The organism is Sorangium sp. So ce185 (assembly GCF_051526825.1).
Lineage (GTDB): Bacteria > Myxococcota_A > Polyangia > Polyangiales > Polyangiaceae > Sorangium > Sorangium cellulosum_D.
Map to the genome: position 1 here is coordinate 3839968 of NZ_CP150316.1, position 14319 is coordinate 3854286.

A 14319-nucleotide genomic window follows, 5' to 3' on the forward strand; every position below is an offset into this window, starting at 1 on the left:
ACGCGCGTAAAAGCGCGCACGAGCGCGTAAAAGCGACGAGGCCGCCCGCCCCTCGGCCCCGTCGCGCGCCGTCAGCCGAGCAGCTCTTCCCGGCTCGGCAGGTCGTCGCTCTGGCGCAGGCGCTTGATGATCTCCGCGCCGGGCGCGATCGCGGCGCAGTACGACGCCATCCACTCGAGGGAGCGCTTCTTGTCCTCCTCCTTGAGCGAGAACACGCAGTCCTCGGGGACCCAGACCTTGTATCCGCGGAAGAACGCGTCCGCCGCCGTGGTCTGCACGCAGATCTGGGTCTGGATGCCCGTGACGAGCACCGTCTTGACGCCGAGCTCCTTGAGCTTGTCGTCGAGGGGCGTCTCGTAGAAGCCGCTGTCGCGGCCCTTGACCATCACGAGGTCGGACGGATGGACGAAGTCCTTGATCAGCTCGGCGTTCGGCGTCCCCTTGATCGCGGGGATCTCCTTGCCGCGGAAGCGCCGCTGGATCTGCGGATCGTTGGGATCGTTGATGAGCTGGAGGTGGACGACGACGTGCCCCAGGGCGCGGATGGCGCCGAGGAACATGTTGAATTGCGGCGCCACCCGGGTGAGGAGCTCGCGACCTCCAGGCATCTTGTCGATGAACTCGTACTGAAGGTCGTTGGTGAGCACGGCGATGTTGGGCATGATGGTCCTCTTCGATTCGGTTGATGGATTCGAGACGAGTCGGTCAAAGGCCCTTGCCCGCGACGGGCGCGGCAGGGCGGTGAAGCGCGGCGGCGCGAGCGCCGATCACCCGGGCGGCCCGGCGGCGCCCTCGCGGTCCGCGCCGGCGTCGGCCTCGAGCAGCGCCGCCCGGATGCGCTCGGCGAGCGCGCCGACGCGCGGCTTGCGGAGCAGCGTGTAGTGATCGCCGGCCGCGACGTGGCTCCTCAGGCCGGGGGCCCACCTGGCCCAGGCGGGCCGCGGGTCGCGGCGCGGCGAGGCCTCGGCGCGGAAGAGCTCGACCCGGGCCGACACCGCGCCGGGGGCGTAGCGCGCGAGCAGCGCCGCGTTCCGCTGGAACACGTCGAGCAGCGCCTCGAGCTCGGCGAGCGTGGTGCCGCGGGGCAGGGCGCCGAGCTCCTGCGCGCGCTCGAGCAGCCACGCGGCGTGGGGCGCGCCGTCGCCCAGCTCGGCGAGCGCCGCGGCGGCCGACGCGCCCGAGATCCCCGCGAGATCCGCGGCGAGCTGCGCGATCGGCGGGAGCTCGTCGCCGGGCTCGTCGAACGGCGGCAGGTACGCGTCGAGGAGGACGACGGCGGCCACGCGGCGCCCGCCGCGCTCGAGGACGCGGGCCATCTCGAAGGCCACGACGCCGCCCATCGACCAGCCGCCGAGGAGGTACGGCCCCTCGGGCTGGACGCGGCGGAGCTCCTCGCAGTACGCCTCGGCCATCTCGCCGACGCTGCCGAGCGGCCGCGGGGGGGTCTCCAGCCCGTACGCCTGGATGCCGTAGAAGGGGCGCTCGTCCCCGAGCGCGGCGGCGAGGTCGGCGTAGCAGAGGACGTTGCCGCCCACGGGGTGCACGAAGAAGAGCGGCGGGCGCGCGCCCCGCGTGTGGAGCGGGACCACGACCGAGGCGCGGCCCGGCGTCGCGCCGCCCCCGTCGCGCAGGAGCGCCGCGAGGCCCTCGACCGTCGGCGCGCGGAAGAGGCTGGTGAGCGGCAGATCGCGGCCGAAGCGGCCGCGGATCTCGGTCATGAGCCGCACGGCGAGCAGCGAGTGCCCGCCGAGCGAGAAGAAGTCGTCGGTCACGCCGACGCCGGGCGCGCCGAGGAGCTCCTCGAACAGGGCGCAGAGCTCGAGCTCGAGCCGGGTCCGCGGCGGCACGCGCGCGCCCTCCGCGAGCGCCGCGGGCGCGGACGCGGCGAGCGCCCGGCGATCGATCTTGCCGCTCGGCGTCTGCGGCCACCGCTCGACCGGCACGAGCGCCGGCGGGACCATGTAGTCGGGCAGCCGAGCGGCGAGGAAGCGGCGCAGCGCGTCGGCGTCGGCGCGCCCGCCGCGCGGGATGAAGAAGCCCGCGAGCCGCACGTCGCCGGGCGCGTGCTCCCGGGTGACCACCGCCGCCTCGGCGACGTCCGGGTGGGACGCGAGCACGGCCTCGATCTCGCCGAGCTCGATCCGGAAGCCGCGGATCTTGACCTGCTCGTCGAGGCGGCCGAGGAAGTCGATCTCGCCGTTCGGCAGCCACCGCACGAGGTCGCCCGTGCGGTAGAGCCGCGCGCCCTCGGCCTCGGGGAACGCCGCGCGCACGAAGCGGGCGGCGGTGAGGTCGTCGCGGTTCAGGTAGCCGCGCGCGAGGCCGACGCCGCCGATGTGGAGCTCGCCGGGGATGCCGACGGGCGCCGGCTGGCCGCGGCCGTCGAGCACGTAGACCTGCGTGTTCGGCAGCGGGCGGCCGATCGTGGGCCGCGCGACGTCGGCGGTGTACTCGGCCGACGTCGCGAGCACCGTGGCCTCGGTGGGGCCGTAGCCGTTGAGGAACCGCCGGCCCCGCGCCCACCGCCGCGGCAGCTCCACCGGGCACACCTCGCCGGCGACGCACAGGACGCGCAGGTCGGGGAGCGTGTCGAAGCCGACCGCCATGAGGGCCGAGGGCGTGAGCATCGCGATCTGGATGCGCTCCTGGCGCAGGAGATCGATGAGCCCGGGCCCGGGCATGAGCGCCTCGGCGCGCGCGAGGCAGACGACGCCGCCGGCGGAGAGCGGCACGAAGATCTCCATCACGGAGACGTCGAAGCTGAGCCGGGTGAACTGGAGGACGCGCGTCCCCGGCTCGACGCCGAGCTGCTTGCGCTGCGCCTCGGCGAAGGCGGAGAGCGAGCGGTGCTCGATGAGCACGCCCTTGGGGCGGCCCGTCGAGCCGGAGGTGTAGATGACGTAGGCGAGGTCCTCGGGGAGCGCGCCGGCGTCGGGATCGTCGGCCCGCTCGTGGGGGAAGGCGGGCTCGCTCTCGCCGAGCCGCACGACCGGCGGCAGCGCCGCGGGCAGCGCCTCGAGGAGCTCCGGCTGGGCGATGAGCAGCGCGGGGCGCGCGTCCTCGATCATGAAGGCGAGCCGGTCGCGCGGGTAGGTCGGGTCGAGCGGCACGTACGCGCCGCCGGCCTTCAGCACCGCGAGGAGCGCCACGATCATGTTGGACGAGCGCGGCATGCACACGCCGACCAGCGCGCCGCGCCGGACGCCGCGGGCGCGGAGGTGGTGCGCGAGCTGGTTGGCCCGGCGGTTCAGCTCGCCGTAGCTCACCGCCGCGCCCTCGAAGAGGAGCGCGGTCCGCTCGGGGGCCGCGCCGGCCTGCGCCTCGAACAGGCGGTGCGCGCACGCGGCTTGGGGGGCGGGCTGCGCCGCGCCGCCGTCGCTGAACGTCCGCACGACGAGATCGCGCTCCTCGCGCCCGAGCAGCGGCAGGTCGCTGACGCGCAGCTCGGGCCGCGCGGCGCTCGCCGCGAGCAGGGCCTCGAGGTGGCCTCGCCAGCGCTCGATCGTGGACCTGTCGAACAGATCGGCGCTGAACTCGATGCCGCCGGAGATGTCCGTTTCGCCCTCCTCCAGCGCGAGCAGGAGGTCGAACTTCGCGGTCGCGGTGTCGACCTCGAACGGCGAGGCCGCGAGCCCCCCGAGCGCGCGCGGCCGCTCCGGCGCGCCCTGGAACGCGAAGGCGGCCTGGAAGAGCGGCGTGCGGCCGAGGTCGCGCTTCACCTGAAGGGCGTCCACCACCTGCTCGAACGGGACGTCCTGGTGCTCCTGGGCCTCGAGCGTCACCTGCCGGACCCGCCGCACGAGCTCGGCGAACGTGGGGTCGTCGTCGACGCGCACGCGGAGGACGAGCATGTTCACGAAGAAGCCGATGAGCGGCTCCATCTCGACCTGCGTGCGGCCGCCGGTCGGCGAGCCGACGGCCACGCCGGCGCGGCCCGTGTACCGGTGCAGGAGGGCGACGTAGCCGGCGAGGAGCAGCATGAACATCGTCGCCCCCTCGCGCCGGCCGAGGGCGCGGAGCGCCTCGACGAGCGGCGCGGGCAGGCGCACGGGGACGGTGTCGCCGCGGTGGGAGAGGGCGCCGCCGCGCGGCCGGTCGGTGGGGAGCTCCAGCGGCTCGAGGTCGGCCAGCGCGCGCTTCCAGTACTCGAGCTGGCCGCGCCACGCGTCGGCCTGGGCGCGCTGCCAGATCGCGACGTCGGCGACCTGCACCGGGAGGGGCGGCAGGTCCGGCGCGCGGCCCGCGCGCGCGGCCTCGTAGCAGGCGGACAGCTCGCGGAGCAGGACGGGGATCGAGCCGCCGTCGCAGGCGACGTGGTGCGCGGTGACGAGGAGCGCGTGCTCCTCGTCGGCGAGGCGGAACAGCGCCGCGCGGAGGGGCGGGCCCGCGGCGAGGTCGAACGGCCGGCGCGCCTCCTCCTCCGCCGCGCGCCGCGCGGCCCGGGCCCGGTCCTGCGGCGGGACGCGGGACAGGTCGACGTGGCGCAGCTCGATCCGGGCCTCGGGGAGCACGATCTGGACCGGCTGGCCGCCGCGCACCTCGAACCGGGTCCGCAGCACCTCGTGGCGCGCGACGATCTGCTCGAGGCTCCGCGCGAGCGCGGCGCGATCGAGCGGGCCGCGGAGCAGGACCCCGATCGGCATGTTGTAGACCGCGGTGCCCGGCTGGAGCGCCTCGACGAACCAGAGGCGCTGCTGGGCGGGGGAGAGCGGCGCGTCGGCGCCGCGGTGCGCCGGGCGGAGCGGCCGGGGCGCGGCGCGGCGCCCGTCCTGCTTCGCCCGATCGATGCGCTCGGCGAGGGCGGTGATCGTCGGCGCGTCGAAGGCGGCGCGCAGCGGCAGGTCGACGCCGAACAGGCGCCGCGCGCGCGCGACGACCTGCACGGCGAGGAGCGAGTGGCCGCCGAGCGCGAAGAAGTCGTCGGTCGTCCCGAGGCCGTCTCGGCCGAGGACCTCGCCCCACACGCCGGCGAGGGCCTGCTCGGTCGGCGTCGCCGGCGCGCGCCGCGGGAGGGCCGCGGGGGCGGGCCGGCTGGGTGCCGGGAGCGCCTTGCGGTCGACCTTGCCGTTCGGGTTGAGCGGCCAGGCGTCGAGCTCGACGAAGGCGGACGGGACGAAGGGCTCCGGGAGCCGCTCGGCGACGAACGCGCGCAGCGCCTCGGCGTCGAGCGGCCGCCGGGCGAGGACGTAGGCGACGAGCCAGCGGCCGGCGGGGCCGTCGTCGCGCGCGAGCACGAGCGCCTCGCGGACGTCCGGGTGCGCGGCGAGCGCGGCCTCGGTCTCCGCCGGCTCGATGCGGAAGCCGCGGATCTTCACCTGGTGATCGAGACGGCCGAGGTACTCGAGCTCGCCGCTCGCGAGCCAGCGCGCGCGGTCGCCGGTGCGGTACATGCGCGCGCCGCGGGCCTCGTCGAGCGGGCAGGGGACGAACCGCTCGGCCGTGAGCTCGTCGCGCCCGAGGTAGCCGCGCGCGACGCCCGCGCCGGCGATGTAGATCTCGCCGGCCACGCCGACGGGCACCGGCTGCCTGCGGGCGTCGAGCACGTAGACCTGGGTGTGATCGATCGGCCGACCGATCGTGGGGCGCGCGTCGGCGGTGACGGTCGCGCCGGTCGAGTACGTCGTGGTCTCGCTGGGGCCGTACAGGTTGAGGAGCCGGCCGACGTGCGGCAGCGCGAGCACGTCGCGCGCGAGCGAGGCGCGGAGCGGCTCGCCGGCGAGGCACACGGTCCGCACGGAGGCGGGGATGCCGGAGGCCGCGAGCAGCGCCGCCGCGGCGGACGGCACGGTGTTGAGGAGCGTGACCTCGCCGGCGCGCCGGAGGGCGGGCAGCGCGAGCGCGTTGTCGGCGAGGACGACCTTGCCGCCCCAGCAGAGCGGCACGACGAGCTCGAAGACCGAGAGGTCGAAGCACGTGGACGTGGACGCGAGCACGCCGGCGAGCTCCTCGTCCGAGAACGCCCGCCGCGCCCACCACGCGAGCGCGACGGCCTGGCGGTGCTCGATCACGACGGCCTTTGGCCGGCCCGTCGAGCCGGAGGTGTAGATGAGGTAGGCCGCCTGGTCCGGCCGCCCCGGCTCGAGGGGGGCGAGCGGGGCGAGCGGTGCGGCGGCCGGGTCCGCCGCGCCGGCGGCGATCTCGTCGAGCAGCAGGACCTCGGACGACCCGGCCGGCACGAGCCCCGAGAGCGCGCGCTCGGTCACGAGCAGGTGCGCCGCCGCGTCCTCCAGGATCACCGCGAGCCGCTGGCGCGGGTAACCCGGGTCGAGCGGCACGTGGACGCCGCCGGCCTTGAAGATGGCCCAGAGGGCCACGACAAGGTCGAGCGTCCGCCGCACGCACAGGCCCACGCGCACCTCGGGCCCCACCCCGAGCGCGCGCAGGCGCTGCGCGAGCGCGTCGGCGCGGCGGCGGAGCTCGCCGTACGTGAGCTCGCCGCCGTCGGAGACCACGGCCACGGCGTCGGGCGACCGCTCGGCCTGCGCGTCGAAGAGCTCGTGCAGGCACGCGGCGGGCGGAGGCGGCGCGCTCGTGGCGTTCCACGAGACGAGCACCTCGCGCCGCTCGGCCGGCGTGAGGAGCGGGAGCTCGCCCACGCGCGCCGACGTCGCCGCGGCGGCGGCGCGCAGGATCGTCTCGTAGTGCCCCGCGAGCCGCGCGACGGTCGCGGGGTCGAACAGGTCGAGATCGAACTCGAGGGCGCCCTCGATGACATCGCCGGTCTCGGTGAGGAAGAGCGTCAGGTCGAACCGCGCCTGCTCGACGTCGAGCTCGACCGGCGACACCTCGACGCCCGGCAGCGAGAGCGCGGGCGGGGGGACGTTCTGGAGCGCGAACATCACCTGGAACAGCGGGTTCCGGCGGAGATCCCGCGCGACGGCGAGCGCGTCGACGACGAGCTCGAAGGGGAGATCCTGGTGGGCGTACGCCTCGAGCGCGTCCGCCTTCACGCGGCCGACGAGCTCCTCGAAGCTCGGGTCGCCGTCGAGCCGCGCGCGCAGGACGAGCGTGTTGACGAACAGCCCGATGAGCGGCTCGATCTCGGCCCGCCCGCGGCCCGCCACCGGCGTGCCGACGCAGAAGTCCTCCTGGCCGCTGTAGCGGTGGAGCAGCGCCTCGAAGCCGGCGAGGAGCGTCATGAACAGCGTGGCCCCGAGCTCCTGGCTCCGGCGCCGGAGCGCGGCGGTGAGGTCGCGCGGCAGCTCGAACCGGTGCGTGCGCCCGCGGGACGAGCGCGCCGCGGGGCGGGGGCGGTCCGTGGGCAGCTCCAGCGGCGGCGCGCCGTCGAGCCGGCGGCGCCAGACCTCCCGCTCGGCTTGGAGCAGGTCCTGGGTGAGCTCCTGCCGCTGCCAGGCGGCGTAGTCGGCGTACTGGATCGGCAGCGGGCGGAGCCGCGGCTCCTCCTTGCGCGCGAACGCCTCGTAGGCCGCGGTGAGCTCGCCCGCGAGCACGCCGAGCGACCACCCGTCCGAGGCGATGTGGTGGAGCGTGACGAGCAGCACGTGGTCGTCGGGCGCGAGCCGGAAGAGCGCCGCGCGCAGGAGCGGCCCCTGCGAGAGATCGAACGGCCTCGCGGCCTCCTCCGACGCGCGGCGCCGCGCGGACGCCTCCCGCTCGGGCGCGGGGAGCCCCGAGAGGTCGACGAGGGGGAGGGGCCACGCCTCCGGCGCGCCGTGGAAGCGCTGGACCGGGCGGCCGTCGACGGCGTGCAGCGTGGCGCGCAGGACCTCGTGCCGCCGGACCACCGCCGCGATCGCGCGGCCGAGCGCCTCCGGGTCGAGCGCGCCGCGCAGGCGGAGCGCCGCCGGCACGTTGTACGTGGCGCTCTCCGGCTCGAGCTGATCGAGGAACCAGAGCCGCTGCTGCGCGAACGAGAGCGCCACCTCGCCCTCGCGCGGCGTCGGCGAGATCGGCCGGGGCGCAGGGCGCGCGCCCCCCTGGACCTGCCGCTCGACGAGTGCGGCGAGCCGGGCGACGGTCGGCGCCTCGAAGATCCACCGGACGGCGACGTCGACGCCGAGCACGTCGCGCAGGCGGGCCGCCGCGCGGGTGGCCGAGAGCGAGTGCCCGCCGATCGCGAAGAAGTCGTCGTGCGCGCCGACGCGCTCGACCCCGAGGACGGCGCGCCACACCTCGGCGATCGCCTGCTCGAGGCCGGTGCGCGGCGCCGTCCGCGCCGCGAGATCGCCCGCGGCGCCCCACGCGGGCGCGGGCAGCGCCTTGCGGTCGACCTTGCCGTTCGCGCTCAGCGGGAGCGCGTCGAGCGGGACGATCGCCGCCGGGATCATGTATGCCGGCAGGCGCGACGAGAGCTGCTCCTTGAGGGCGCCCGGATCGAACGACGGGGCCTCCGGGACCACGTACGCGACGAGCCGCGGGTCGCCCGGCGCGTCCTCGCGGGCGACCACGACGACATCGCGGATCCCCGCGCACCGCGCGGTCGCCGCCTCGATCTCGCCGAGCTCGATGCGGAAGCCGCGGAGCTTGATCTGGTGGTCGATCCGCCCGAGGAACACGAGCTCGCCGCCCGGCAGGCGCCGCACCAGGTCGCCGGTCCGGTACAGGCGCGCGCCCGCGCCGGGCGCGAACGGATCCGGCAGGAACGCCGCCGCGGTGCGCTCGGGGTCGTGGAGGTAGCCCCGGCCGACGCCGTCGCCGCCGACGTAGAGCTCGCCGGCGACGCCGAGCGGCACGGGCCGCCGCCGCCGATCGAGCACGTAGAGCTGCGTGTTCTGGATCGGGAGGCCGATCGGCACGTACGCCGCGTCCTCGGGCGGGGGCTCGGCGAGGACGTGCTGGGCGACGTCGTCCGAGCACTCCGTCGGGCCGTAGGCGTTCATCAGCGGGATCTGCGGGAAGAGCGCGAGCCACCGCCGCGCGAGATCGGGCGGGAGCGCCTCGCCGGTGAGGACGAGCCACCGCAGGCCCTCGAGGCGCGGCCGGAAGCTCGGGCGCGACTCCAGCTCGTCGAGCGCCCCGCGCAGGAGCGACGGGACGATCTCCAGGACGGTGATGCCGAGGTCGCCCACGGCCTCGAGGAGCCGCGCCGGGTCGGTCGCGATCTCGTCGGGCACGAGCCGGCACGTCCCGCCCGCGAGCAGGGCGCAGAGCAGCTGCCACACCGAGATGTCGAAGCTGACCGGCGCGGTCTGCGCGACGACGTCCGACGGCCCGAGCCCGAGGGAGCGCACCTTCGCGAAGAGGTGGTTCAGCATCCCCCGGTGCTCGACCATCGCGCCCTTGGGCGCGCCGGTCGATCCCGACGTGAAGATGACGTAGGCGAGGTGCTCCGGCCGCGCGCGGGCCGGCGCTTCGTCGGGCGCGGCCGCGCCTTCGGCGAGCAGCTCGCCCGCCGAGAGCGCCTCGGGCGCGGCGGCGCACGCGGCGACGATCTCGTCCCGCAGCGCGCCCGGGATCGCGTCGCCCACGAGGAGGAGAGGGCCGCCCGCGCGCGTGAGGATGTCGGCGTTGCGCCGCGCCGGGTGCGCCGGGTCGAGCGGCACGTACGCGCCCGCCGCCTTGAAGGCCCCGAGCGCGAGCACCAGGAAATCGAGATCGCGGCGCGTCAGCAGGGCGACAAGGCGATCCGGGCCGACGCCGCGCGCCGCGAGCGCGCGCGCGACCTGATCGGAGAGGCGGTCGAGCTCCGCGTAGGAGAGCCGGAGGTCGCCGCAGGCGGCGGCGATCCGGTCGGGCGTGCGGGCGGCCTGCTGCCGGAAGAGGTCGTGGAAGCAGGCGCCTTCCGGGACGGGCGCCGCGGTGTCGTTGCAGCCCGCGATCAGGTACCGCTCCTCGTCCGGCGGGAGCAGCGCGAGCTCGTCGATCGGCCGGTCCGGATCCTCGGCGGCGGAGCGGAGGAGCACCTCCAGGTGGCCGGCCATGCGCTCGATCTCGTCGCGCGCGAAGCGGTCCTCGCGGTACTCGAGCGCGGCCCTGAGCTCGCCGCGCTCGCCATCGAAGCGGGCCACGCTGAGCCCCAGGTCGAACTTCGCGGTGCCCTCCACGGCCCCGTCCGGGGACCAGAGCACGGGACGCCACAGCGCCCCCTCGGCGCCCGCGGGCGGCTCCGAGACGCTCTCCAGCACGAAGCTCGCCTGGACCAGCGCGTCCCGCTCGCCCGGGCGCCCGGCGCCGGCGGCGCGCGCGACCTCGTCGAACGGCAGCTCGGCGTGCTCCATCGCCTCGGCCATGGTCCGGCGCACGCGGCGGACGAGCTCGCGGTACGTCGGCCTGCCGGAGAGATCGACGCGCAGGACGACCGTGTTCGCGAAGAAGCCGACGATCTCCTGGTGCTCGGGGCGGCTCCGGTTGGCGACGACGACGCCGATCCCGAAGTCCTCCTGCCCGGTCGTGCGGTGGAGCAGCGCCGCGTACACGGCGGCGAGGGCGACGAAGAGCGTCGCGTTCTCCGCCCGCGCGGCGGCGAGCGCCGCCTCGACGTGCGGCGCGGACAGCGCGAACCGGACCGTCCCGCCGGCGAAGGGCGACGCCGCCGGGCGCCGTCGCTCGGCGCCGAGGTCGAGCCGCGGCAGCCCCTCGAGCTTCGCCTTCCAGTGCGCCCGCTCCGCGTCCATGCGCGCGAGCGCGGCCCGCTGCGCGCGCGCGTAGCCGTCGTACCCGGGGGCCGGCCCCAGCGCCGCTCCGGCGCGGCCGGCCGCGCGCGGGGTGTACTCCGCCGCGAGGTCGCGCACGAGCACCTCGATCGATCGGCCGTCGGTCACGAGGTGGTGCTGCGCGAAGAGCAGCACGTGGTGGCGCTCGCCGAGCGAGACCAGGCACACCCGCGTCAGCGGCCCCTCCTCGAGCGCGAACGGCCGCTGCCCCCATTCGGCGGCCAGCGCGCGCAGGCGCTCCTCGCGCTCGTCGGCCCCCGCCGCCTCGACGCGCGCGCGGGCGAGGGGCACCGCCACCTCGGGGAGCACGATCTGCCGCGGCTCCCCGCCGATCTCGCGGAACACGGTGCGCAGCGCCGGATGCCGGCGGACCACGGCCGCGAGGCTCTCCTCGAGCTTCGCCTCGTCGAGCGCGCCGACGATCCGCGCGCCGAACACCACGTGATAGAGCGGGCTCTCCGGCGCGAATTTGCAGAAGAACCAGAGGCGGAGCTGGTGGGACGAGAGCTCGACCGGCTCCCCCGCCGCCGCGGGCGGCGCGGCGGGCGACTCGGCCCGCGCCGGCGCCTCGAGCGCCCCCGCGAGCGCCGCCGCGAGCTCCTCGACCGTGGACGCCTGCCAGAGCAGCTGCGCCGGCACCGGGACGCCGAGCAGCTCCTCGAAGCGCGCCTGCAGCTCGATGCTCGCCAGCGAGTCGAGCCCGAGCGCCATGAGCTTCGAGGTCGGCGCGATGCTCCCGCCGTCCACCCGCGCGAGCCGGGCGAGCTCCTCGCGCGCCGCCTCGACGAGCAGGGCCGCCCTCCCCGCGGCGGGCACCGCGCGCAGCGCGAGCCGCAGCATCCGCGCCGGATCGGCCGCCGGCCGCGCCGGCTCCGCCGCCGCGCCGGCCGGCGCCTCCGGGGACAGCGACGCGACCAGCGCCTCGAGCGTCCCGTCGCGGAACCCCTGGGCGCACGCGTGCCGCTGGATCTTGCCGCTCGACGTCTTCGGGATCGTGCGCGGCCGGAGCAGCAGCACCGCGTGCGGCTGCACGTCGTGCTCCCTGGCGACGGCGGACCGCACCGCCTCCACCGCGTCCGGCGGCGGCTCGCCCCCGCCGCGCGCGTCGATCTCGGCCGCGATCCCGAGCCGCTCTTCCCCGCCGACCTCGATCGAGAACGCCGCGCAGCAGCCGGGGCGAACGCGCGGGTGCGCCGCCTCCACCGTGCGCTCGATGTCGTCGGGGTACAGGTTCCGCCCGCGGATGACGATGAGGTCCTTGATGCGCCCGGTGACGAACAGCTCTCCGCCCGCGAGGAACCCGAGATCCCCGGTGCGCAGGTACGGCGTGGCGTCGTCGCCCGCGAGGCGCGCGCCGAACGTGCGCGCCGTCTCCTCGGCGCGGCCCCAGTACCCGCCGGCGACGCTCGGGCCGGCGACCCAGATCTCGCCGATGTGCCCGTCCGCGAGGCGCTCGCCGCCCTCCGGCGACACGACGGCCACGCGCGCCCGGGGCGCCCCCGACGACACGAGCCGCCGCGCGCCCGCGCCCGCGCCCGGGGACGCCGGGTCCACCTCGAGCGAGACCCCGCGCGCGAGCGCGCCGGCGTCGACGCTCACACACGCGGGCGGCGCGGCGCGGAGGCCCCCGGAGACGAACAGCGTCGCCTCGGCGAGCCCGTAGCACGGGTAGAACGCCTCCCGGCGGAAGCCGCACGGCGCGAACGTGGCCGCGAACCGGTCCAGGGTCTCGGCGCGGACCGGCTCCGCGCCGTTGAACGCCACCGACCAGGAGCGGAGGTCGAGCGCCGCCAGGTCCTCGGGCGTCGCCTTGCGCGCGCAGAGGTCGTAGGCGAAGTTCGGCCCGCCGCTCGTCGTGGCGCGGAAGCGCGAGATCGCCTTGAGCCACCGCATCGGCCGCTCCAGGAACGCGAGCGGCGACATCAGCGTGCACGGGAAGCCGACGAAGATCGGCTGCAGCACCTTGCCGATCAGCCCCATGTCGTGGAAGAGCGGCAGCCACCCGACGCCCGACGAGCCCGCGTCGTGCTCGAAGCCGGCGAGGATGGCGCGCTCGTTGGCCATCACGTTCGCGTGGCTCACCATCACGCCCTTCGGGTGCCCGGTGGAGCCGGACGTGTACTGGAGGAACGCGAGCGTCTCCCCGGAGATCGCCGGCGGCCGCCACGCCGAGGCCGCGCCGGGCTCGAGCGCGTCGGTGGCGATCCAGCGGAGCGCCCCGAGCTCCGGCGCCTGCTGCCCGAGGGCCTCCGCCATGGAGGCGATCATCGCGGTCGAGAGGACGAACCTCGCGCCCGCGTCGCGGGCGATCGCGCGGAGCCGCGGCAGGGTGCGATCCATCTGCGCGGGGTTCGGCGGGTACGTGGGGACCGCGATGACGCCGGCGTAGACGCAACCCATGAACGCCGCGATGAAGTCGAGCCCCGGCGCGTAGAGGAGCAGCGCGCGCTCTCCGGCGCCCCCGGCCGCCTGGAGCGACGCCGCGATGCCCATCGCGCGGACGTGGAGATCGCGGTACGTCCACGCCTCGGCGCCGCCGTCCACGTCTCCGGTCGTCAGGAACCGGAAGACCAGGGCATCGCCCTGGGCCTCGGCGCGCAACCGAAGGAGATCCACCAGGGTCGCGCAGCGATCCAGATCACCCACCAAAACACCGCTCATCGAAAAGCTCCCGCGCTCTCTCGCCCTCTGCGAAGCCCGCCCGGCGTCAGCGCGTCATGTCGAAGAAGTCGTCGATCCACGTCACGTCGCCCGCGGCCTCGGCGCGGGCGTAGGCCCACCGCGCCACCGCGAGATCGAGGATCCCCATCCCGAACGGCGAGAACACGATCGGCCTCGTCCGCGGCGCCGCGCACCGCCCGAGGAGCACCTCGGCGATCGTCCCCGTGACGAAGTCGCGCCGGCCGGACTCCTGCTCTGCCAGGTGGAGCGAGGTGCCGGCGCTCAGCACGTGCTCGACGCTGTCGACAACGTTGAACGAGGAGCGGACGATGCTCGGCGACAGGTCGCGCAGCGACAGGTGCAGCACGACCGGGTTGTGGGAGAACCAGCCCGCGTCGTGGACGTGCGGCGTCGCCGCCGAGGTCGTGAAGACGAGCAGATCGCTCCGCCGCACCACGGTCTCCAGGTCCTTCGCGACGCGGATCTCGCGGCGCTCGTCCGGCCCGAAGGCGGCCGCGCGGAACCGCTCGGGCTCGGCGGGGTTCGTGTCGAACAGGAGCACCTCGGGGATCTCCCAGCCGAGGCGCGACAGGAACGAGACCACGTACCGGGCGATGAGCCCGGTCCCGACGATGCCGAGCGAGCGCGCGCGCCGCCCCCCGGACAGCGCCGCCGCCGCGGAGACCGCGGACGCCGCGGTGCGCGCCGCCGAGATGATCGAGCCCTCGAGGCACGCGAACGGATACCCGTTGTCCGCGCGGTTCAGGACGATCACCGCCGACGCCCGGGGGATGCCCTGCCGGACGTTCGCCGGATAGCTGGCGATCCACTTGATCCCCGACACGGGCTCTCCGCCGCCGAGGTGGGCCGGGAGCGCGATGATCCGCGCGTCCGGCCGGTCGGGGAAGCGGAGGAAATAGCTGTTCGGACAGACCACCTCACCGCGGTGGCCGGCGAGGTACGCGCCCTCGACCGCCTCGACGCACTCCTCGGGGCTCTCCTCGATGAGGCGACGGATGACATTGCCAGAGACCACACCAAAGCG

3 protein-coding genes are annotated in these 14319 nt (G+C 75.9%); all 3 read right to left on the reverse strand.

Going from position 1 to position 14319, the window contains the following annotated elements; translation table 11 throughout:
• Window positions 1-71: 71 nt before the first annotated feature.
• The 3 genes from WMF26_RS14325 to sbnB all read right to left on the reverse strand — a co-directional run bounded on the left by WMF26_RS14325 (window position 72) and on the right by sbnB (window position 14310).
• Window positions 72-662, reverse strand: a complete 591-nt coding sequence (locus WMF26_RS14325) for a cysteine hydrolase family protein (protein ID WP_061623551.1) — start codon at window positions 660-662, stop codon at window positions 72-74.
• Window positions 663-767: 105 nt separating this feature from the next.
• Window positions 768-13259, reverse strand: coding sequence for an amino acid adenylation domain-containing protein (locus tag WMF26_RS14330; protein ID WP_438000793.1), 12492 nt, complete (start codon window positions 13257-13259; stop codon window positions 768-770).
• A gap of 61 nt (window positions 13260-13320) precedes the next feature.
• On the reverse strand, window positions 13321-14310 hold the full coding sequence (gene sbnB / locus WMF26_RS14335) for a 2,3-diaminopropionate biosynthesis protein SbnB (protein ID WP_438000794.1): 990 nt from the start codon (window positions 14308-14310) through the stop codon (window positions 13321-13323).
• Window positions 14311-14319: the final 9 nt, after the last annotated feature.

Excerpts from the sequence above, each read along its gene's own strand:
- WMF26_RS14325 (WP_061623551.1), bottom strand. The coding sequence starts at position 662 with ATGCCCAACATCGCCGTGCTCACCAACGACCTTCAGTACGAGTTCATC.